The sequence below is a fragment of the Kitasatospora sp. HUAS MG31 genome, from assembly GCF_040571325.1.
Classification (GTDB): Bacteria; Actinomycetota; Actinomycetes; order Streptomycetales; family Streptomycetaceae; genus Kitasatospora; species Kitasatospora camelliae.
The window spans coordinates 575,735-596,245 of record NZ_CP159872.1; the positions used below are offsets into that span (position 1 = coordinate 575,735).

Annotated in this window: 18 protein-coding genes; 8 read left to right on the forward strand and 10 right to left on the reverse strand. The window is 75.0% G+C overall.

Annotated elements, in window-relative coordinates:
• Nucleotides 1–73: 73 nt before the first annotated feature.
• The 4 genes from ABWK59_RS02750 to ABWK59_RS02765 form a co-directional block, all read right to left on the reverse strand.
• Nucleotides 74–877 carry a hypothetical protein gene (locus tag ABWK59_RS02750; protein ID WP_354637655.1) on the reverse strand — a complete coding sequence of 268 codons (804 nt, stop codon included), beginning with the start codon at nucleotides 875–877 and terminating at the stop codon, nucleotides 74–76.
• Between the two features lie 72 nt (nucleotides 878–949).
• On the reverse strand, nucleotides 950–3,298 hold the full coding sequence (locus tag ABWK59_RS02755; protein WP_354637656.1) for an FtsX-like permease family protein: 2,349 nt from the start codon (nucleotides 3,296–3,298) through the stop codon (nucleotides 950–952).
• A gap of 1 nt (nucleotide 3,299) precedes the next feature.
• Complete coding sequence (locus ABWK59_RS02760) at nucleotides 3,300–4,070, reverse strand: ABC transporter ATP-binding protein (RefSeq protein ID WP_354637657.1); 771 nt, start codon at nucleotides 4,068–4,070, stop codon at nucleotides 3,300–3,302.
• Nucleotides 4,067–4,570: a PadR family transcriptional regulator gene (locus tag ABWK59_RS02765; protein ID WP_354637659.1), complete on the reverse strand. Its 504-nt coding sequence runs from the start codon at nucleotides 4,568–4,570 to the stop codon at nucleotides 4,067–4,069. Before ABWK59_RS02765 ends, ABWK59_RS02760 begins: the two co-directional genes overlap by 4 nt.
• Nucleotides 4,571–4,772: 202 nt before the next feature.
• Between ABWK59_RS02765 and ABWK59_RS02770 the strand changes: the two genes are divergently transcribed.
• From ABWK59_RS02770 to ABWK59_RS02790, 5 genes are all read left to right on the forward strand, one after another.
• A complete protein-coding gene (locus tag ABWK59_RS02770; protein ID WP_420492724.1) occupies nucleotides 4,773–6,041 on the forward strand; it encodes an ABC transporter substrate-binding protein in 1,269 nt (422 codons plus the stop codon).
• A 370-nt stretch (nucleotides 6,042–6,411) separates the two neighbouring features.
• Entirely contained in the window at nucleotides 6,412–7,992 is a 1,581-nt protein-coding gene (locus ABWK59_RS02775; protein WP_354644809.1) for a glycoside hydrolase family 13 protein, read from the forward strand.
• A gap of 330 nt (nucleotides 7,993–8,322) precedes the next feature.
• Nucleotides 8,323–9,648 carry an ABC transporter substrate-binding protein gene (locus tag ABWK59_RS02780; RefSeq protein ID WP_354637661.1) on the forward strand — a complete coding sequence of 442 codons (1,326 nt, stop codon included), beginning with the start codon at nucleotides 8,323–8,325 and terminating at the stop codon, nucleotides 9,646–9,648.
• Between the two features lie 17 nt (nucleotides 9,649–9,665).
• The gene (locus ABWK59_RS02785; protein ID WP_354637662.1) at nucleotides 9,666–10,961 is read left to right on the forward strand and encodes an ABC transporter permease subunit; all 1,296 of its coding nucleotides are present in this window, start codon (nucleotides 9,666–9,668) and stop codon (nucleotides 10,959–10,961) included.
• A 95-nt stretch (nucleotides 10,962–11,056) separates the two neighbouring features.
• A complete protein-coding gene (locus ABWK59_RS02790; protein WP_420492902.1) occupies nucleotides 11,057–11,887 on the forward strand; it encodes a carbohydrate ABC transporter permease in 831 nt (276 codons plus the stop codon).
• Here the strand turns inward: ABWK59_RS02790 and ABWK59_RS02795 are convergent.
• Together ABWK59_RS02795 and ABWK59_RS02800 are read right to left on the reverse strand one after the other, a co-directional pair.
• Nucleotides 11,848–12,519, reverse strand: coding sequence for an HAD family hydrolase (locus ABWK59_RS02795; RefSeq protein ID WP_354637664.1), 672 nt, complete (start codon nucleotides 12,517–12,519; stop codon nucleotides 11,848–11,850). The genes ABWK59_RS02790 and ABWK59_RS02795 overlap by 40 nt on opposite strands.
• A gap of 62 nt (nucleotides 12,520–12,581) precedes the next feature.
• Complete coding sequence (locus ABWK59_RS02800; protein WP_354637665.1) at nucleotides 12,582–13,832, reverse strand: MFS transporter; 1,251 nt, start codon at nucleotides 13,830–13,832, stop codon at nucleotides 12,582–12,584.
• A 90-nt stretch (nucleotides 13,833–13,922) separates the two neighbouring features.
• Here ABWK59_RS02800 and ABWK59_RS02805 point away from each other — a divergent pair, with 90 nt between their 5' ends.
• Entirely contained in the window at nucleotides 13,923–14,684 is a 762-nt protein-coding gene (locus ABWK59_RS02805) for a DeoR/GlpR family DNA-binding transcription regulator (RefSeq protein WP_354637667.1), read from the forward strand.
• Nucleotides 14,685–14,774: 90 nt separating this feature from the next.
• Here the strand turns inward: ABWK59_RS02805 and ABWK59_RS02810 are convergent, their stop codons facing one another.
• The 3 genes from ABWK59_RS02810 to ABWK59_RS02820 all read right to left on the reverse strand — a co-directional run bounded on the left by ABWK59_RS02810 (nucleotide 14,775) and on the right by ABWK59_RS02820 (nucleotide 17,583).
• Nucleotides 14,775–15,185 (reverse strand): hypothetical protein, encoded by a 411-nt coding sequence (locus tag ABWK59_RS02810; protein ID WP_354637668.1) that lies wholly within the window; start codon nucleotides 15,183–15,185, stop codon nucleotides 14,775–14,777.
• A gap of 102 nt (nucleotides 15,186–15,287) precedes the next feature.
• Nucleotides 15,288–16,817, reverse strand: coding sequence for a PE-PGRS family protein (locus ABWK59_RS02815; RefSeq protein WP_354637669.1), 1,530 nt, complete (start codon nucleotides 16,815–16,817; stop codon nucleotides 15,288–15,290).
• A gap of 169 nt (nucleotides 16,818–16,986) precedes the next feature.
• Nucleotides 16,987–17,583, reverse strand: coding sequence for a CopD family protein (locus ABWK59_RS02820; protein WP_354644810.1), 597 nt, complete (start codon nucleotides 17,581–17,583; stop codon nucleotides 16,987–16,989).
• A gap of 431 nt (nucleotides 17,584–18,014) precedes the next feature.
• On the opposite strand from ABWK59_RS02820, the gene ABWK59_RS02825 reads away from it, so the two are divergent.
• Both ABWK59_RS02825 and ABWK59_RS02830 read left to right on the forward strand, forming a co-directional pair.
• Nucleotides 18,015–18,413, forward strand: coding sequence for a hypothetical protein (locus ABWK59_RS02825; protein ID WP_354637670.1), 399 nt, complete (start codon nucleotides 18,015–18,017; stop codon nucleotides 18,411–18,413).
• Nucleotides 18,414–18,525: 112 nt separating this feature from the next.
• A complete protein-coding gene (locus ABWK59_RS02830; RefSeq protein WP_354637671.1) occupies nucleotides 18,526–19,653 on the forward strand; it encodes a hypothetical protein in 1,128 nt (375 codons plus the stop codon).
• Between the two features lie 108 nt (nucleotides 19,654–19,761).
• Here the strand turns inward: ABWK59_RS02830 and ABWK59_RS02835 are convergent, their stop codons facing one another.
• Complete coding sequence (locus ABWK59_RS02835) at nucleotides 19,762–20,475, reverse strand: TIGR00266 family protein (protein WP_354637672.1); 714 nt, start codon at nucleotides 20,473–20,475, stop codon at nucleotides 19,762–19,764.
• Nucleotides 20,476–20,511: the final 36 nt, after the last annotated feature.

Here is a 20,511-nt window from a genome sequence, read left to right on the forward strand (position 1 = left end):
AACCGGCCCGCGGCGGGACGGCCCCCGGCGCGGCCGGGACCGGCGGGCGTGCGGTCAGACGTGACACGTGCGGTCAGACGTGACAGCGGACGTTGACGAGCAGGGTGTCGGCGGGGAGGGCGAGGAGGTAGGCGAGGACACCCACGCCGTGTTCCTCGACGTCGGGGCGGTGGTGGCAGTCGGCCGGGCCGTGGCAGGCACCGTGGAGGGGATCCTCGCCAAGTTCGTACCACCAGCCGCCGAGGGTGAGCACGTTGCGGTCGGGCAGCAGGGCGGACGCCACGCCCGCCGCGTAGTCCTCGCGGCTCACCCTGCCGATGTGCATCGGGTTCCAGGAGAACCGGAGGTGATCCGCGAGGTCGGGCCGGGCCAGCGCGGGCGCCACCTCGGCCCAGGCTCGGACGGCGGGCTGGTCCTGGTAGGCGGCGGCCTCCCGCGAGGTCGGGTACGTGGCGGGGGTGCCGCCGCTCGCGAGGTGCCGGCGGTAGAACGCCTCCTCGTGCTCGGCGCCCGGGTGGCGGGCGGCCACCTCCTGCCAGCGGTCCCAGACCCGGCCGGCGTGTTCGGCGACCTCCGCACGGAGGGCGTCGCGGAAGTCGACCAGTCCGCGGGGCGCGCCGGCGGCCACCCCGGGGAGGTCGGGATCCGGTGTGCCGTCCCCGTGCGGGCGGGTGGCGATCAGCCGGGGGTCGTCCTCGTGGCCGGCCTTCACCGGCAGGCCCACGGTCCCGCCGCAGATCCGGTAGGTGTCCCACACGTCGCGTTCGACGGCTCCTTCACCGTCCCGCGCGAACGGCTTCATCGCCTCCGCGACCGCTTCGTCCACGCGCGGTGCCGCGGCCCCGGGAAGACACACGATGATCGACATTCCGGCCATCCGGGGAGCGTAGGTCAGACGATCACCGGTCCGCGACTCCCTTTCCGCCGGGATCCTCCGCGAGCGGCCGCCCTACAGCCGGTGCAGCACCTCACCCGGCGGTTCCCGCGAGGCGCGGCGGGCCGGGACGGCCGAGGCGGCGGCGGCTCCGGCCAGGGTGGCGGCGAGCAGCAGGGCGAGGGCGAGGGCGCCGGGCGCGTGGGCGAGGCCCGCGCCGACGCCGGTGGCGGCGGCCTGGTCGTCGATCAGGGCGAGGGCGAGCGGGAGTCCGGCGGCCACGCCGACCAGGACGCCGAGCAGGGCGACGGTGGCGGAGCGGGTGACCACCAGGGCGGTGGCCTGGCGGGGGGTGAGGCCGATGGTGCGCAGCAGGGCGAGGTCCTGGCGGTGGGCGCGCAGGGCGGTGGCGGCGAGGGTGAGGAGTTCGGCGAGGGTGATCAGGGCGAGCAGGACGACGAGTCCGACGACGGCGGCGCGCAGGGTGGGGAGTTCGGCGAGGGGGGTGGCGGGCCGGGGGTCGAGGCGTCCGGGGTGGGTGGCGGCGAGGTCGGCGGCGAGCCGGGCGGGGTCGGTGCCGGGGCGGAGGGTGAGGGTGTAGTACTCGGGCCGGGGCTGGGGGGTGTCGGCGTCGGCGAGGGTCTCCATGGTGGTGGAGACGACGCGTCCGCCGCGGTCGGGTTCGACGATCCGGCCGACGATGTGGAGGATCCGCGGGGTGCCGTCGGTGGTGACGCGGGCCCATTGGCCGACGTGGACGCCGAGCAGGTCGAGGGCGCCCTGTCCGGCGACGGCCTCGTTGGCGGCGCGGACGGTGCGGCCGTCGGCGAGGGTGTACGGGTAGGGGTGGGCGGTGGTGCCGAGGGCGCGCAGGGTGACGGTGGCGGACTGGCCGGGGGCGAGGGCCTCGCGTTCGGCGCCGGGGTGGACGCCGGCGATCTCGGGCCGGGTGGCGAGTTCGCCGAGCAGCGGGTCGGGGGTGGTGGCGGCCCGGACGGTGAGGGTGGCGGTGCGGCTGCCGGCGGCGCTCGGGGTGCCAGCGGCGGGGTCGAGGCCGTCGAGGGTGGACCAGGTGGTGAGGGCGAGGGTGCAGGCGGTGACGGGGACGGCGAGCCGGAGGACCGCGAGGGCGGTGCGGCCGCGGCCGCGGAGGGCGCCGCGGACGCCGAGGACGAGGGCGGGCGGCAGGTGGCGGAGCAGGGTGAGCCGGGCGGCACGGGGTGGCCGGTCGTCGGCGGGCGGGCCTTCGGCGGGCGGGAGGGCCGCGACGCGGGCGGCGCGCAGCGCGGGGATCGCGGAGGCGAGGGCGACGGCGCCGAGGCAGCCGAGGGCGGCGAGCAGGGCGGCGGGGCCGGTGCCGAGGAGGTCGCGCCAGGCGTTCCAGGGGCTGGCGGTGCCGGCGGGGTCGGGGGTGAGGGCGGGAAGCAGCCGGGCGGCGGCGAGGGCACCGGCGGTGCCGAGGAGGAGTCCGAGGCCGGCGAGCAGCAGGTGCTGGAGGACGAACATCCGGGCGATGCCGGCGGGGGTGAAGCCGAGGGCCTTGAGGGTGGCGATGTCGCCGCGGCGGGCGCGGATGCGGTCGCCGGCGGCGCCGGCGACGGCGAGGGCGGCGGCGAGCAGGGCGGCGAGGCCGCAGAGGCCGAGGAGCAGGCCGGCGGGGCGGCTCTCGCGCTCGTGGGAGTCGCGGGCGTCGGTCCAGGTGGCGACGTGGGTGACCTGGTCGCCGCCGAGGGCGGTGACGGCGCGCTGGGCGGTGTAGTCGGCGTCGGCCGGGTGGTCGAGGCGCAGTCCGACGGCGTGGCCCCGGCGGGCGGGGTCGGGTTGGACGAGGTCGAGGGTGCCGGGGAGGACCCAGCCGAGGCCGGGGCGCAGGTCGGGGTAGCGGGCGCGGTCGGGGCTGTCGGCGGTGCCGAGGACGGTGAGGGCGTGTTCGCGGCCGTCGTCGCCGCGGACGGTGATCCGGTCGCCGGCGTGGAGCAGGGCGGAGTCGGCGAGGGAGCGTTCGAGGACGATGCCGTCGGGGTGGGCGGGGTCGAGCCAGCGGCCGGTGTTGCGCAGGGGGTGGGAGAGCGCGGCGGGGTCGGCGTCGGCGGCGCGCAGTCCGAGGGTGGGGGGCGGGCCGGTGACGGGGGTGCCGTCGCGGGCGGTGAGCCGGGCGGTGGCGGTGGGGTACGGTCCGGCGACGCCGGTGACCCCGGGGAGGACCGCGAGGGTGGTGTCGGCGTGGTCGGCTCGGGTCTCGACCCAGACGTGGGCGCCGTCGGCGCGGGCGAACTGGCGCTGCCAGGGTCCGCTGACGCTGTCGAGGAGGGCGCCGGCGAGCAGCAGGGCGGCGGCGGTGCCGGCGGTGGCGAGGACGACGAGCAGGGCGGGGAGCCGGTGGGTCCTGAGGTCCGCGCGGATCCAGCGGAGGGCGGCGCGCATGTCAGTCGCCCAGGTCGAGGACGGCGCGGGCGGCGCGGCCGGCGGCGGGCGGGTCGTCGTCGATGCGGGCGTCGTCGGTGATCCGGCCGTCGAAGAGGCTGATCACGCGGTCGGCACTGCCGGCGACCCGGGCGTCGTGGGTGACCAGGACGATGGTGCGGCCCTCCTGGTGGTGGCGGGTGAGCAGGGCGAGGACCTCGCGGGCGCTGCGGCTGTCGAGGCTGCCGGTGGGTTCGTCGGCGAGCAGCAGGTCGGGTTCGTTGACCAGGGCCCGGGCGAGGGCGGCGCGCTGGCGTTCGCCGCCGGAGAGCTGCGCGGGGGCGGCGCTGGCACGGTCGGCGAGGCCGAGTTCGGCGAGGAGCTGGTCGCGGCGTTCGCGGGCGGCCCGGGCGGGCCGGCCGGCGAGCAGGGCGGGGAGTTCGATGTTGTCGGCGACGGTGAGGTCGGAGACGAGGTTGCCGGTCTGGAAGACGATGCCGATGCGGCGGCGGCGCAGCACGGCCCAGTCGGCTTCGCGGAGGGTGTCGACGCGGCGGCCGGCGAGGTGGATCTCGCCGGTGTCGGGGCGCTGGAGGCCGCCGAGGAGGTGGAGGAGGGTGGACTTGCCGGCGCCGGAGGGGCCGGTGATGGCGACGAATTCACCGCTGTGGACGGTGAGGTCCACGCCGCGGACGGCCTGCACCTCGGCTCCGGGGCGGGCGCCGCGGTGCGTCTTGGTGAGGCCGGTGGCGCGCAGGACGGGTATCGGGGCGTCGGTGTCCCGGCCGGTCACGTGAGTTCCTCCTGGCAGCGCTCCAACCAGTCGAGGTCGGCCTGCAGGTGCAGGACCGCTCCCTCGATGAGCAGTTGGGAGATCCGGTTGCCGCGCTCCTCGGCCGCCATCCTGTTGAGTCCGCGGATGACGTTCAGGTAGTGCCGGCGCTGGTTGTTGATGAGGGTCAGGCGGTCGGCGAGCTCGGTCTCGGGGGCGAGGACGAGTTTGACGTAGAAGTCGTCGCGGACCTTGGGGCCCTCGGTCGGCTCGGCGAACCACGTGGCCACCTCGGCCCGGCCGGCGTCGGTGATGGCGTAGACGCGCTTGTCCGGTTTGCCGTCCTGGGCGACGTCCTGGCCTTCGATCAGGCCGGATTTCTCCAGCCGTCCGAGGGTGACGTAGACCTGGCCGATGTTCGCCCGAGGATACGCGGCGCCGAAGGTCTGCTCAAGGGCCTGCTTGAGTTCGTAGCCGTGGGCGGGCTGCCTGGCCAGCAGCGCGAGCAGCGGTAGCCGCACTCGGTCTCTCTCCTCCGTCCGGTGGTCCGGGCGTACTCTTCGTCGGGGGCGTCGTCGCGGGACGCGGTTCTCGGTGATCGCGGCCTGCTCCGGCTCGGTCACACGGTACGCGAGTCCGGGGCGCGCGCCCATCGGCTGCCGGTCCGCGGCAGCGGCCGCTGCGCGTCGTCGCGGGCGGCGGACTTGAGTGGAGGGACGCCCGGTGCGCCGTCGGAGTCTGGGAAAGCTGGCGGGGGCGGCTGCCGTCGCGGTGCTCGCGGCGGGCTGCGGGGTGGCCGGGGAGGGCCGCCGGCGCGGCGACGTCTCGGGGGTGGGTCCGGTCACGCTGGTGACGGGCCGGGACCGGGCGGGCTACCTGCAGGGGCTGCTGGACTCCTGGAACGCGGCCCGGCCCGGGGAGCGGGCGACGCTGGTGGAGCTGCCGGACGCGGCGGACGAGGTGCGGGCGCAGCTCGCGGAGGGTCTGGCGCGCGGCGGCGACCGGTTCGACGTGGTGAACCTGGACGTGGTGTGGACGGCGGAGTTCGCGCAGCGGGGCTGGATCGCGCCGCTGGAGGAGGACGGGGTGCCGACGGCGGGGCTGCTGCCCGCGGCGGCGGGGACGGGCCGCTGGGACGGGCGGCTGCACGCGGTGCCGTTCACCACCAACGTGGGGTTGCTGTACTACCGCTCGGACGTGCTGGCGGCTGAGGGTGAGCGTCCTCCGGCGACCTGGGCGGACCTGGAGCGGCTGGCGCGGACGGTGGCGCCGCGGCACGGTCTGGGGGGTTACGCGGGGCAGTTGCTCCCGTACGAGGGGTTGACGGTGAACGTGGCGGAGGCGGTGGCCTCGGCGGGCGGGACGTTCCTGGACGGGCGGGGGCGGGTGGCGGTGGACGGCCCGCAGGCGCGGGCGGGGCTGGGGTTCCTGGCGCGCGGGGTGGCCGAGGGGTGGATCCCGCGGGAGGCGCTGGGGTTCCGGGAGGAGGAGTCGCGGCAGGCGTTCCAGGACGGGCGGCTGCTGTTCCTGCGGAGCTGGCCGTACGTGTACCCGCAGGCGGAGGGTCCGGCGTCGAGGGTGGCGGGCCGGTTCGGGGTGGTGCCGCTGCCGGGGCCCGGGGGGCCGGGGGCGTCGGTGCTGGGCGGGTCGGACCTGGCGGTGGGGTCGGCGTCGCGGTACCAGCGGTCGGCGCGGGAGCTGATCCGGTACCTGACCGGGGTGGAGGTGCAGCGCCGGGTGCTGACCGAGGGCGGGCTGCCGCCGGTGGTCGCGGAGCTGTACGAGGACCCGGAGCTGGTGGGACGCTATCCGTACCTGCCGGTGCTGCGGCGGGCGCTGGACGCGGCGGTGCAGCGGCCGGCGGTGCCGGCGTACCAGCAGCTGAGTCTGGCGGTGAGCGCGGCCAGTTACGACGCGCTGCTGGGGCGGTCGACGGTGGACGCGGCGGTGTCGCGGATGGCGGCGGACCTGACGGAGATCGTCGGCGGGTAGCCGGCGGCCTCCCGGCGGGCCGGTACCGGCGGGTAGCTCTTTCCGAGGGCCCCGATACTTACTTGTTAAGTATCGGGGCCTCTTCTTTTGCCGTCATATGTCCGAATGATCCGGGTCGTTGATCTGCGCGAAGCCTGGACGACATCCTCCGGCCTACATAACATGCATGCATCCCCGCCGTCCGGGTCGACGATCCGGGCGGGGACCGTGCGACTCGTACGGCCACCGTGCCGTGCTCTTCTTGAGGTGACACATGCTCAGGTCTCCCCTGCCCGGCGACCCGCCGGCCGCCGCCCCCGGCCTCCCCCCGCAGACCGCGGCCGCCGGCGCCCCCGCCGCCGCGGGCCGGCGCTGGTGGCGGGACGCGGTGATGTACCAGGTCTACGTCCGCAGCTTCCAGGACTCCGACGGCGACGGGATCGGCGACCTCGCCGGCGTCCGCGCCCGGCTGCCGTACCTCAAGCGGCTCGGCGTGGACGGCGTCTGGCTCAACCCGTTCTACGCCTCGCCGCAGCACGACCACGGCTACGACGTCGCCGACTACTGCGCGGTGGACCCCCGGTACGGCACCCTGGCGGACTTCGACGACCTGGTCGAGGACTGCCGGCTGCTGGGCCTGCGGCTGATCCTGGACGTCGTCCCCAACCACTGCTCCAGCGAACACCCGTGGTTCCGGGCGGCGCTGGCCGGCGGCGGCGAGCGGGAGCTGTTCCACTTCGCCGAGGGGCGGGGCGAGCGCGGCGAGGTGCCGCCCAACAACTGGCGGGCGATGTTCGGCGGCCCCGCCTGGAGCCGGATCCGCGAGGCCGACGGCTCCGAGGGCCCGTGGTACCTGCACCTGTTCACCCCCGAGCAGCCCGACCTCAACTGGCGCCACCCCGCGGTCGCCGCCGAGTTCGAGCGGGTGCTGCGGTTCTGGCTGGACCGCGGCGTGGACGGCTTCCGGATCGACGTCGCCGCCGGCCTGTTCAAGCACCCCGACCTGCCCGACTCCCCCGACCCGGAGGCCGACGAGCGCACCCGCGACTCGGTCAACCCGCTGGCCTGGAACCAGCCCGAGGTGCACGGGGTGTGGCGGCAGTGGCGGGCGGTCTGCGAGGAGTACACCGCCCGGGACGGCCGCGAGCGGCTGCTGGTCGGCGAGGCCTCCGTCCCCACCCCCGCCGAACAGGCCGCCTACGTCCGCCCCGACGAGCTGCACCAGGCGTTCTTCTTCCACCTGCTGCACGCCCCCTGGGACGCCGCCCACTTCCACCGGGTCATCGACGAGGCCGTCCGCGACATCGCCGCCACCGGATCCACCGTCACCTGGGTGCTCAACAACCACGACCAGGTCCGCACCACCACCCGCTTCGCCGGCGCCGACGCGCTCTCCGGCCCCGCCCGGGCCCGCGCCGCCGCCCTGCTGATGCTGGCCCTGCCCGGCGCCGCCTACCTGTACCAGGGCGAGGAGTTGGGGCTGCCCGAGGTGGTCGACCTGCCCGACGAGGTGATCACCGACCCGATCTTCCACCGCACCGGCAGCCGGGTCGGCATCCGCGACGGCTGCCGGATCCCGCTCCCCTGGTCCGGCCTCGAAGCGCCGTTCGGCTTCAGCCCGCAGGGCGCCAAGGACCCCTGGCTGCCGCAGCCCCCGCACTTCGCCGCGCACACCGCCGAGCGGGCCCTGGCGGACACCGGCTCCGCCTGGCACCTGTACCGCGAGGCCCTGCACCTGCGCCGGGTCCTGCCGCAGTTCGCCGACGGCGGCCTGCGCTGGCTGGACACCCCGCCCGGCGTGCTGGCCTTCGTCCGCGGCGACGGCCTGCTCTGCGCCGTCAACTTCGGCGACGGACCGGCCCTCGCCCCCGTCGACCGCGACCCGCTGCTGGCCAGCGGCCCCTGCCCGTCCGGCGTGCTGCCGGCCGGCACCGCCGCGTGGTGGATCCACGACGGCAGCGAGCTCTTCTGAGACCTCTCATTCTGACGGTTCGTCACACCCGACGATCCGTCTCCCTCCGGACGGACCGCCACACCCGACCGTCCGCCACCCTCCGCCGACCGCCGTCCCCACCCCCGCCGGCCGGCCCCTGATCCCGCGGCGCGTCCACAGCCGCGCCGCGTGCCCGCCCTCCGGCTCCTGACCCCGGACGGCGGACCGGGCCCCGCCCTGTGGCTTCCCACCCCGGCGGGGCGGGGCCCGACCCCCACCGCACCTCCACCCCTGCCTCCTGGGGCACACCACCCGCCCGGCGGCGCCGGACCCGCGCCCGCGCCGCCACCTCCGAGAGGACCCACCACCATGCGACCCACCCGCACGGCCGCCGCCCTGGCGGCCGCCCTGGGCCTGGCCGTCACGGCCACCGCCTGCTCCGGCGGCACCACCCCGGCCGGCGACACCGGCGCCAAGCCGCTCAGCGGACAGACCGTCAGCGTCGCCGCGGCCTGGACCGGTGTCGAGCAGAAGAACTTCCAGAAGGTGCTGGACGCCTTCTCCGAGCGGACCGGCGCCAAGACGGTCTACATCTCCACCGGCGACAACGTCTCCACCCTGGTCGGCAGCAAGATCGAGGGCGGCGACCCGCCGGACGTCGCGATGATGCCGCAGCTCGGCGTCCTCCAGCAGTTCGCCCGCAAGGGCTGGCTGGAGCCGCTCGCCCCCGCCACCGAGGAGCGCCTGAAGCGCGACTTCGCCAAGGTCTGGTCCGACTACGGCACCGTCGACGGCAAGCTCTACGGCCTGTACTTCAAGGCCGCCCACAAGTCCACCGTCTGGTACAGCCCCGCCGCCCTGGACGCCGCCGGGGTCAAGCCGCCCACCACCTTCGACCAGCTGCTCACCGCCGGCCACGCCGTCTCCGACGCCGGCCTGCCCGCCTTCGCGGTCGCCGGCGAGTCCGGCTGGCCGCTCACCGACTGGTTCGAGAACGTCTACCTCTCCCAGGCCGGCCCCGAGATGTACGACAAGCTCGCCAAGCACCAGATCCCGTGGACCGACCCGTCCGTGGTGAACGCCCTGACCACCCTCGGCAAGCTCTTCGGCGACCCGCAGCTGGTCGCCGGCGGCGGCAAGGGCGCCCTGCAGACCGACTTCCCTGAGTCCGTCCAGCAGGTCTTCGGCGACAAGCCCGCCGCCGCCATGGTCTACGAGGGCGACTTCGTCGGCGCGGTGGTCTCCGGCGAGCTGAAGAAGAAGGTCGGCGAGGACGCCCGGTTCTTCCCCTTCCCCGCGGTCGGCAACGGCCGGCCCCCGGTGGTCGGCGGCGGCGACGCGGCCGTGGTCCTCAAGGACGCCAAGCACAAGGACGCCGCCCAGAAGCTGGTGGAGTACCTCGCCTCCCCGGAGGCGGCCGCCGTCTGGGCCAAGTCCGGCGGGTTCCTCTCCCCCAACAAGGCCCTGGACACCGCCGCCTACCCGGACGCCACCACCCGGGAGACCGCGGCCTCGCTGATCGCCGCCGCCGACACCTTCCGCTTCGACCTGTCCGACCAGGCCCCCGCGGCCTTCGGCGGCACCCAGGGCAGCGGCGAGTGGAAGATCCTCCAGGACTTCCTGGCCGACCCCGCCGACGTCGACGGCGCCGCCCGCCGCCTGGAGGCCGCCGCGGCCGCCGCCTACAAGGGCTGACGGACCGGCAGACGACGATGACGACACCCCGTCGCCCGAGCTCCGGCGCCGCCCTGCGGCGCCGGGGCCTGGCCCTCGCCTTCCTCCTCCCGGCGCTCGCCCTGCTCGGCGCCCTCGTCCTCTACCCCATCGGCTGGTCCGTGGTCCGCAGCCTGTTCGACGCGGACGGCACCGGCTTCGTCGGACTCGGCAACTACCAGGCCGTCCTCGCCGACGACGCCAACCTCACCGCCCTGCGCAACAGCGCCATCTGGGTCGCCGTCGCCCCCGCCCTGGTCACCGCGATCGGCCTGGTCTTCGCGGTGCTCACCGAGAAGGTCCGCTGGGGCACCGCGTTCAAGCTGCTGGTCTTCATGCCGATGGCCATCTCCTTCCTCGCCGCCGGCATCACCTTCCGCCTGGTGTACGAGCAGGACCCGCAGCGCGGCGTCCTCAACGCCGCCGCGGTCGCCGTCCACGACACCTTCGACCCCGAGGTCGGCTACCCCGGCGCCCGGCCCCGCCCCACCGGCGGACCCGCGCTCCAGCCGGACGGCTCGGTCCGCGCCGAGGGCGGTGGCGGCCCGGCCGCCGTCCTGGTCCCGCTGGTGGGCCTCAAACCGGACGCCCTGCCCGCCACGGCGGCCCCCGCGGCCACCCCCTCCGGCGACGGCGTCCACGGCGTGGTCTACCTCGACGTCAGCCCCGGCGGCGGCACCCCCGGCCGGATCGACGCCGGCGAGCGCGGACTGCCCGGCGTCCGGGTCGAACTCCACGACGGCGGACGGACGGTGGCCACCACCGTCACCGCCGACGACGGCGGCTTCCGGTTCGCCGGACACCCCACCGGCACCGTCTCCCTGCCGGCCGGGAACTTCGCCGCCCCCTACCGCGGCCTCGCCTGGCTCGGCCCCGGCCTGGTCACCCCGGCCATCATCGGCGCGTACATCTGGATCTGGGCCGGCTTCGCGATGGTCATCATCGCCGGCGGCCTGGCCAACCTGCCCCGGGAGACCCTGGAGGCCGCCCGGATGGACGGCGCCGGCGAGTGGCAGATCTTCCGCCGGATCACCGTCCCGCAGCTCGCCCCGGTCCTCGGCGTGGTCTTCGTGACCATGGTGATCAACGTGATGAAGATCTTCGACCTGGTCTTCGTCATCGCCCCCGGACCCGTCCAACAGGACTCCGGCGTCCTGGCGCTGCGCCTGTGGCTGGTCTCCTTCGGCGGCGGCAACGACCAGGGCCTCGGCAGCGCCCTCGGCGTCCTGCTGCTCCTGCTCGTGGTGCCGGCCATGGTCCTCAACATCCGACGCTTCCGAAGGAGCCCGCGATGACCGAGCTGCTCCCCCGCACCGCCGCCGGGCACGGCCGTAACCCCGGGCACGCGCGGACGGCCGCCCGGGCGCCGCGCCGCACGCTCGCCGCCCGGGTGGGCGCGCTCACCCGCAGCGCGGTGGTGCAGGCCGTCCTGCTGCTGGCCGGCGCGCTGTGGCTGATGCCCACGGTCGGACTGCTCGTCACCTCGCTGCGGCCCAAACAGGACAGCGCCTCCTCCGGCTGGTGGACCGCCCTGGCCGAGCCCACCCGGCTCACCCTGGAGAACTACACCGCCCTGCTGTCCGGCGGCGAGGTGCTCGGGGCGTTCTGGAACACCGTCCTCATCTCGGTGCCCGCCACCCTGCTCACCGTGGCCCTCGCCGCCCTCGCCGGGTACGCCTTCGCCTGGCTGGACTTCCCCGGACGGGACTGGCTGTTCCTGATCGTGGTAGGCCTGCTGGTCGTCCCCGTCCAGACCGGCCTCATCCCGGTCGCCCGCCTGCTCGGTGCCGTCGGCCTGTTCGGCACCATCCCCGGCGTGGTGCTGTTCCACGTCGCGTACGGATTGCCGTTCGCGGTGTTCCTGCTGCGCAACCAGTTCCTGGAGATCCCGCAGGAGATCCTGGAGGCCGCCCGGCTGGACGGCTGCGGCGAGTGGACCGCCTTCCGCCGCCTCGCCCTGCCGCTCGCCCTCCCCGCCCTCGCCTCGCTGGCCATCTTCCAGTTCCTGTGGGTGTGGAACGACATGCTGGTCGCACTGGTCTTCGCCGGCAGCGACGCACAGCCGCTCACCGTGCTGCTGCAGTCCCAGATGCGGCAGTTCGGCTCCAACCTGGACGTGCTGGCGCCGGGCGCCTTCCTCTCGCTGCTGGTGCCGGTGGTGGTCTTCTTCTCCTTCCAGCGCTACTTCGTCCAGGGCGCCATGGCCGGCTCGGTGAAGTGACGGACGCGGGGTGCGGGGTTCCGGGCGGGCTGCCAGGTGTCCACGGCCGCCTCCAGGTCGGCGAGGCCGGTGAAGAGGTGCCCGTGCATGCCGAGGGCCTCGGCCGCGCGCACGTTCTCCTCACGGTCGTCGACGAACAGGAAGTCGGCGGGCGCCGCCCCCATCGCGACGACGCAGTGGTGGAACGCCGCCGGGTCCGGCTTCGCGGCGCGGATCCTCCCCGAGAAGGCGAGGTGGTCCAGGTCCCGCAACCAGGGCTGGGCGGCGAGGAACGCCTCCGCGTGGTCGGCGGGGATGTTCGAGAGCAGGGCGACCTCGCCGCGCTCCCGCCGCGACCGGACGTAGGCGACCATGCGGTCGTCGACCCGGGACCAGCTGTCGACGTCGGCGAGCCGCAGCTCCTCGACCATGCGGGCGTCGCCCGGACGGGCCAGCTGTCGCAGGACCGTGGTCCAGTACTCGGCGGCGGTCTGCCGGGCGGCGTCGTAGGGCTCGCGGCAGGACCAGTAGGCGTCGGCGAAGGCCTCGGCGGGCGCACCGCAGCGGGCGGCCATCTCCGCCAGGGCGCCCGGGCGCTGAGGGCGGGCGATGACGCCGAAGAGGTCGAACAGCAGGATGCGTCGGGGGGACATGGCGGGGTCTCCGGGTCTTCGAGTTCAGGGGCTTCGGGGTGCGGGCTCGTGGGCGACGGCGGTCAGTGGCCGCCGTGCGCCGTCGCGGGCGCGTGGTCGGCTCCGCCGTGTCCGTCGGGTGCGGTGCGTCCGCCGGGTGGGGTGCGCCCGTCGGGTGCGGTGCGCAGGATCCCGGCGGCCGCGGCGGTGGCGGCGCACAGCACGGTCAGCAGCAGGAAGGTGTGGTTGAGCGCCGTCAGGTGGGTCAGCCAGCCGATCACCGCGGGGCCGGCGAGCATGCCGAGGTAGCCCAGTCCCGCGACCCGGGAGACGTTGGCTCCGGCGGCGGCGGGATCCGCGTGGCCGGCCGCGCTGAAGAGTTGGGGCACGCACCCGGACAGGCCCAGCCCGAACAGCGCCCAGCCCGCGAACGCGGCCCACACCCACGGAGCCGTGGCGGCGACGGTGATGCCGACGGCGGCCGTGGCCGCGCCGTGGCGCAGCACCGCCGCCGACCCGTACCGGGCGACGATCCGGTCGGCGAGCAGCCGCCCGGCGGTCATCGCCGCCGCGTAGGTGCCGTACGCGAACGCGGCGGTGCTCGCGGGTGCACCGAGGACGTCCTTCAGGTGAAGGGCGCTCCAGTCGTTGGCGGCGCCCTCGCAGAGCATGACCAGGAACGCCAGCACCGCGAGGACCGCGATCCGCCGGCGGGCGCCGCCGCGGGAGGAGGCGGCGGACGTCCGTTCGCGGTCCCGGGCGTCGGCGGCGGCCGGGGTGCCCGGCAGCAGGCTGCGCGCCGTCAGCAGGGCGGCCGCGATGCCTGCGGCGCCCAGGGCGCCGAGCGTGCCGGCCGGGCTCAGGCCGGCGTTCGCGGCGGCCGCGGCGGCGAGCGCGGCCAGGACGCCGCCGACCGAGAAGGTGGCGTGGAAGCCGGACATGACGGGCCGTCCGTAGGCCTTCTCCACGTGCACGGCGTGGGCGTTCATGCTCACGTCGAGGCAGCCGTTGGCGAACCCGAGGAGCAGCAGGGCGCCCGCCAGCGTCCAGGGATCCGGGGCGAGGCCGGGCAGGACCAGCGACGCACCGCACAGGACGCCGGCGGCGGGGACCACGACCCGGGTGCCGAGGCGGTCCGTCAGCCGGCCGGCCACCTGCATGCCGGCGAAGGCCCCGAGGCCCAACAGCACCAGCAGACCGCCGAGGGCGGCGTGGCCGATGCCCACACGGGTCTCGACGGCGGGGATGTGCACCACCCAGGCGCCCAGCAGGGTGCCGTTGAGGACGAAGCAGACGTAGGTCGCCGCACGGGCGGCTCGGAGCGAACGTTCCATGCCGCCCACCCTAACGAACAGATTTCCTGTTCGAAACCTGGCCATCCGAACAGCTTGCCTGTTCGTTCCTCGATGCGGTTCAATCTCGGTATGAGCAACCCGGACCGCCACACCCTGATCGCCCAGGCCCTCGGGGACGCGGGCAGCGCGACCGTCCAGGAACTCGCCGAGCTGACCGGCGCCTCCGAGATGACCATCCGGCGGGACCTGGACGCACTCGCCGCCCAAGGCGTCCTCGAACGTGTCCGCGGCGGCGCCCGCACCCTGCTGCTCAGGGGCGAGGAACCGCCCTTCGCCCTGCGCGCCCGCGAGGCCGTCGACGCCAAACGCCGGATCGCGGCCGAGATCTCCTCGCTCATCGCCGACGGCGAGACCGTCGTCCTCGACAGCGGCACCACCTGCCTGGAGGTCGCCCGCCTGCTGCACCAGCGGCCCGTCACCGTGATGCCCCTGTCGCTGCAGGCCGTTCACCTGCTCAGCGATCCGCCGGGCGCCGCCGCGCTGATGGTCCCCGGCGGCCGGCCCCGCGCCGCCGAGGGCGCCCTCACCGGCCCCCTCACCCTCGCCTCCCTGGCCGCCCTGCGCTTCGACACCGCCGTCATCGGCTGCTGCGGCCTGAGCGCGGCCGACGGCCTGACCGCCTACGACCTCGACGACGCCGCGGTGAAGAAGGCCGCCATCGCCGCCGCCCGCCGCACCCTCCTCGCCGCCGACGGCAACAAGCTCGGCCGCACCGCCTTCGCCCACGTCGGCCCCACCGGACTCCTGCACACCCTCGTCACCGACACCACCGCCCCCACCGACGAGCTCACCGCCATCGAAGCCACGGGCACCGCGGTCATGGCCGTCTGAGACCGCCCCACCCTCCGGCCGTCCCCGGAACGCCGGAACGCCGCCCGCTCGGGAGAGCGGGCGGCGTTCGGCAGGGCGGGTGACGTCGGGTCAGCCGGCCTGGGTCGGGCCGCTGGTGCCGGTCGGCTGCGGCTGGGCCGGAGCGGCCTCGGCCGCGGCCTGCGGCGGCACCGGGGCCTGCGGCTGCTGGAACTGCACCGGCGGCTGCGGAGCGGCGGGCGCCTGGTTGCGGTTGGCCAGCGAGCGCACGAAGTTGACGATCATCAGGACCGGCAGGATGAACGCCTTGAAGAAGATGACGTACGTGCCGCCCTCGAAGATGAAACCGAGGTAGGTGCCGTAGCCGACGAATCCGACACCGGCCACGCCGTTGAAGATGCGCCAGCCGGTGCTGAGGCCGGACGAGCCCATGGCGCCGATACCGATCATCGCGAAACCGCTGATGATCAGGAGAACGACGTACCAGGAGAAGAGGGGTTCGACACCGAAGTCGAGGTTCACAGGAATTCCCAAACTGGACATAAGGTCCGCATAAAGATGTGAAGTGCTCGCGTATCGTAGCGGACCCCCATCACCGCCGTCGCCGGGAATTCCGACGCCGCCTCAGCCCGTCGGCGCCGGGGTGTCGGCGCTGTCCTGAGCGGTCGCCAGGTCGATCAGGCGGTGGGCCACCGCGGCGGGGAGGGCCGGGTTGGCGGCCGCGCTGCGGGCCGTTTCGGGGTCGCGGAGGAGGCGGATGAGGGCGGGGACGGGCAGCCGCGGGTTGGTGATGGCCGCTTCGCGGGTGAGCGGCGTGGAGTCGAGCAGCCGCAGGACCGTGGCGGGGGCGAGGCGGGGGTCGGCCGCGGCACGGACCCGCACCGCCTCGTCCGGGTCGTCGGCGAGCCGCTCGGCGAGGTCGGCGGTGGAACCCGGGGCCAGCAGGGCGAGTCGGCGCCGCAGCGGGTCCGGGTCGTCGGCGAAGCCCGCGAGCGCGTGGCGGGGGAAGTCGGGGCGGGCGAGCACGTTCCAGGGGTGCTGCCACTGCGTCGCGGCTTCCAGCAACAGCTCGGTGGGGGCGCCCTCGCAGTACACGGCCAGGTTGGACCGCACGCCGCGGCCGGGGTCGCGGGTGAGGAGGTCCACGACGTCGGGCGGCAGGTGGCGGGCGCGCGCGACGGTCCGCCGGACGGCCAGGCTGGCGGAGGAGGCCAGGCGCCGCATCGCCTCCGGGTCCTCGTGCAGATCCTCCACCCAATCCACCCGGTAGTGCGGGAAGTCGGGATCCAGGCCGGCGTCGACCTCCGCGCGCAGAGCCTCGTCGACCTCGGGCCGGACGGCGACCGCCGCACGCACCCGAGGGTCCTCGTCCCGGGCCAGCGCGGCGACCAGGTCCGCGTCCAGGCGGCTGTTGGTGGCCAGGTTGGCGCGCCGCGCGTACTCCGGGTGGTGGATGAACTCCTCGGCGAGGTCACGGTCGAGGCGCTGGGAGAGCACCGCACGGAACCGGCCCATGGAGTCGAGGGCCTCGTACGCCGCCCGGGACATCGGCCGGTCGAGGCCGGCCTGCCCCTCGGCGGCCTCCCGCACCTCGGCCGAGACGTCGGCCACCAGCGCCGACCGCTGCTCCTCACTCAGATACGGCCAGGCGTAGCCGCACGCCTCCGCCCGCACCTCGGGGTCGGGATCGGCGGCCAGGGCCACCGCCGACTCCTCGGGGAGACCGCGGAACCACAGCGCCCGCAGACGGACCTGCGGGTCCCCGTCACCGGCCCAGCGGGCGAACTCCTCCGCGGACGGACGGCGACAGCGCCAGACGGCCATCCATCGGGCGCGGCGACGGTACACGGCGTCGGGTTCCCTCGCGATCAGCCGCACCCACTGGTCGAGGCTCATGCCCTGCTGGGCATCCGCCATGCGAAGGCGTGTCCTCGGGTCGGGATGGGCGATGACGGCATCGACCACCGCGGCCGGAAGCTCCACCAGCGGCAGGCCGCTCTCCACACCGATCAGCCGGACCAGCACCTCCACCGACGGGCCGTGGATCAGCCCGGCCGGCCACGCCCGCCGCAACGCGGGCAGATCGACCAGGGCCTCGATCCCCTCGAAGAGTCCCGACCAGCCGTCCACATCCCCTGCCCCCACCATCGACACCCGCACACGGTAGCGGCTCACCCGCACCACCGGCCGGGTCGGTGGTCATCGGCCGGCCACGGCCCGGTCGCTGTCGGCGGCGACCACCTTGGTGGCGTGCCCCTTCGCCGTCAGCGCCGGGCGGGTGCCCGTGGGCAGCAGGCGGACCGCCGCCGGGCCCTGCCGTCGGTCAGGCCCCTGCCGGGGTGGGCGCGGGCCGGCGGGACAGCGCGCCGGAGGCCCTGGCCGTGGCGTACAGGGAGACGGCGAGCGCCAGGACCAGGACGGCACCGGCGGCGAGGACGCTGCCGGAGGAGACGGCCTTCGGGCTGCCGGCCTCGGTGCGGGCGGACCCGGCGAGGAACGGCAGGACCACCAGGACCGCGACGCCGAGGACGACCTCGCCCCAGACGACCTTCGGGAAGTGGCGCAGCGTCAGGTGGGGGAGGGAGGCGGCGTCGTCGGCGCGGCGGGCCCGGGCGATGCGGGGCATGAGCCAGAACTGGTTGAACGCACCGGCGGTGACGAGGCCGAGAACGAGAGCGACCTTGACGAGCAGGGCGACGCCGTAGCCGGTGGTCCACAGCGGGGAGACGGCGCCGACGTGCTTCCAGCTGAGCCAGAGGCCGGAGACGGTGACGGCACCGACGCAGATCATGGCGACGAGGCTGAAGCGGCGCCACAGGTCGGCCCAGAGCAGGCCCGCGCTGTCGCCGAGGCGGCCGCGGGTGCCGGCGAGCGAGACGAGCAGGGCGAGGCCGCCGAGCCAGACGGTGCCGGCGAGGATGTGGGTCTGGTCGAGGACGAGGTCGAGCCAGCGGTCGCGGCTTGGTCAGAACCCGCCAGAGTTCGGGCGTGGCGTAGCCGGCCGTCTTCGCGGCCAGCAACAGGTGGCCCATAAGGCGAGGCTAGCCTAACTAAGGCTAGCCTGACTTTACCTTATGCCTACCTCGGTTCAACCGTCATCAACCTGTGATGCCGACCCCCACGAACCCGCCCTCGTCCCGGCCCACCAGGTCACGGACGGTACGGCGGGGCACCGGCATCGGGCATCCTCCCGCCCGGTCCGGAGCCGGTGCGCAGTCGCGGACCTGCCGTTTCGCTCGGCAGCATCCCAGAGCAGTCCGACGACGGCGCTGCGGTCCCGTGCGGTTGAGGACCCCTCCCCTCCTCCGGCTTCCGCCACACCGACCGGCGCGGGCAGGCGACCATGGTGCGATGCAGCCCGACCAGGACATCCCGCTCCCCCGCCAGGTCAAGATCGTCGACACCTCGACACTGCTCCGCCTCGAGGAGCGAGCGCACGAACTCGGGGTCAACCAGAAGCTCGACCCGGCCTGGGTGGCCGCGACCGCCGCACCCGAGGCCGACCACTTCCTCTGGCCCGCCTGCTGGAACAGTCCGGCCCACCTCCCCGAACTGCCCCGGCAGATACGGTGCGAACTCCTCCTCGCGCTCCACACGGGAGAACACGTGCTGAGCCTGCTGGACATCCTCCCCGACGACTTCACCCCACTGCCCCGGCTCACCTCCCGGGACATCGGCGAGCGGGTCAGCCGACAGCTCGACACCTCACCGAGCGTGCGGGAGTGGCTCCTTCGGCAACCCACCGGCTGACCGGAAACGGTCTCCGGCCCGCGCGGCCTGCGGCGGGCGGCCACGGGGCACGGGGCACGGGCGCGGATTCCCCATTGCCGCCGGCTCTTTCGACCTGGGATGATCGCCCGCCGTGACAGCTGTTGTGATCATCGTCATCGGCACCTTCCTCGCCGCCCTCCTCATCGGGTCCCGCCGCAGGGCCAACGCCGCCGAATGGGCCAGGACCGGGTTCGATCCCGCCGCGTACGGTCTGGTGCCGCGGGGCGGGCTCGACCCGGGGCGGGCGGGGCCGCCGGTGCCCTCCGAGCGGCGGGAGCGGTCCCAGGCGGTGGCCGACGCGGCCTGGGGCGGGAACTGGCGGGCGGCCGTCGCGCACGTCGAGGCCGCCGGCGAGGACTGGGACGAGCGCTGGGACCGGCTGGAGCTGCTCGCCGAGATCGCCAGGCAGGACGACGCCTGGCTCACCGCCTGGCGTGCCGCCGACCCGGACAACTGCGACGCCGCCACCCTGGAAGCCAAGCTGATGGTGCACCGGGCGTGGGCGATCCGGGGCGGCGGGTTCGCGCACGAGGTCGCGCCCGAGAACATGGCGGAGTTCCGGCGGCTGCTGCCCGCCGCGATCGACGCGGCGCGCCGCGCCGCCCTGCTGGCGCCGGAGAACCCGGGGCCCTGGGCGGTCATGATCACGGCGGCCCGCGGCGCCCAGTACGCGAAGGACCAGTTCCGGCCGCTGTGGAAGGGCCTGGTCCAGCGCGCCCCGCACCATTACGAGGGGCACTGGCAGGCCATGCAGTACTGGTGCGCCAAGTGGCACGGCTCCGACCGGGCGATGATGGCCTTCGCTCGCCGCGCGCTGCGCAAGGCCCCGGCCGGCAGCCCGCTGGCCGGCCTCTACCTGCACGCCCTCTCCGAGCTCGTCAGCCGCAACGGCCCGCGCGCGTTCCCGGCCACGGCGATCACCAAGGACCGGCTGAAGGCGGTCACCAAGGCACTGGCGACCGTCCCGGCGGACGACCCTCGGCTGCCCGTCCTGCGCCACCTGCTCGCCGACTTCCTCGGCCGTGCCGGGATGCACCGACAGGCAGTCGAACAGTTCCGGCTGATCGGCCGCTGGTGCGGCGCCGACCCCTGGACGGACTACCGGGACCCGGTGGCCGCCTTCGACCTGGCCCGCGGCGTCGCCGTGAAGCTGTCCCGGACCAAGCCCCTCCCGGTCACCATGGAGTTCGTCGGCGACGCCCTCCACCACCACGGCTGACCCGCCCGCCCCGGCCGGCGGGCGGACGTCCCGCCCCGCCCACCGGCCGCGGCCACCGACAGGAGACGAAGCAGTCGGACGGACCCGGCCGATGCGCGGCATCCTGGGCTACTCGTCGTCCGTCACCTCGGCGCCCTTGTCCTGGACCGATTCCTGGATGAAGGAGGCGAGCGCGCTGGGGTTGCGGCTCTGGAGCAGGAGCCGGCCGGGCCCGGTGAAGTCGCACACCAGGAACTGCCCGGTCTTGAGCGAGCCGATGGTGCGCCCCTGGACCAGGCGCCGGACCGCCAGGGTGACGGTGGCGTCGTACGCGACGACCTGGCCGGTGGCCACCGTCATCTTCTCGCCGCCGGCCAGGACCACGGTGTCCAGGGCGCCGTAGCACCCGACGACCACCGTGCCGTCGCCCTCCATCCGCAGGACGAACCCGCCCTTGCCGCCGAGCAGGTTCTGCATGCCGGCCCACTTGGTCTGCGGCTCGATCCCGGCCGAGCACCCCAGCCAGTTGCCCTGGGTCACCTGGAGCGGACCGGACGGGCCGGAGCCGGCGACCTCCACGGCGGCGACGTCCCCGGGCAGCCGGTGGACCAGGTCGACCCAGCCGCCGGGCGCGGAGGCGGTGTAGCGGGTCAGGAAGAGGGAGCTGCCGCCGAACGCGGCCCGTTTGAGGCCGGAGAGCACGCCTCCTTCGGCCTTCGCCCCCACCTCCAGGCCCTGGCTGCAGGCATACATGCTGCCCGACTGCCCGACCAGCGACTCGCCGGCGTCGAGTGCGCAGCGGGCCACCGCGAATCCGGGCTGATGACGGGTATCGACGCGCATCGTCCTGCCCCTTTCTCTCGGGGGCCGGCGCATCCC